The sequence below is a fragment of the Paenibacillus agri genome (assembly GCF_013359945.1).
GTDB lineage: Bacteria > Bacillota > Bacilli > Paenibacillales > Paenibacillaceae > Paenibacillus_AQ > Paenibacillus_AQ agri.
The window spans coordinates 1-295 of record NZ_JABWCS010000107.1 but is presented as its reverse complement, the minus strand read 5'-3'; the positions used below and the strand labels follow the sequence as shown (position 1 = coordinate 295).

Genomic DNA, 295 nt, shown 5'->3' with positions numbered 1-295 from the left:
AGGAAGTATACACGTCCGATCTTCTGCCTGACGGCAGCTTAACAGGAGCGAAGCTGGCAGAGGGAGCAGTGAACGGACAGCATCTGCAGCCTGATAGCATAACTGGCGGGCATCTGGCCGAGCAAAGTGTGGAAGAGCGGCATGTAAGACCTGGCAGTATCACCCTTGAGCATCTGGCAGAGGAAGTATACACGTCCGATCTTCTGCCTGACGGCAGCTTAACAGGAGCGAAGCTGGCAGAGGGAGCAGTGAACGGACAGCATCTGCAGCCTGATAGCATAACTGGCGGGCATCT

Annotated in this window: 1 pseudogene; it reads left to right on the top strand. The window is 55.9% G+C overall.

Annotated elements, in window-relative coordinates:
• Window positions 1-295 (top strand): annotated as a pseudogene (locus HPT30_RS00500) (hypothetical protein); the annotation flags it as partial.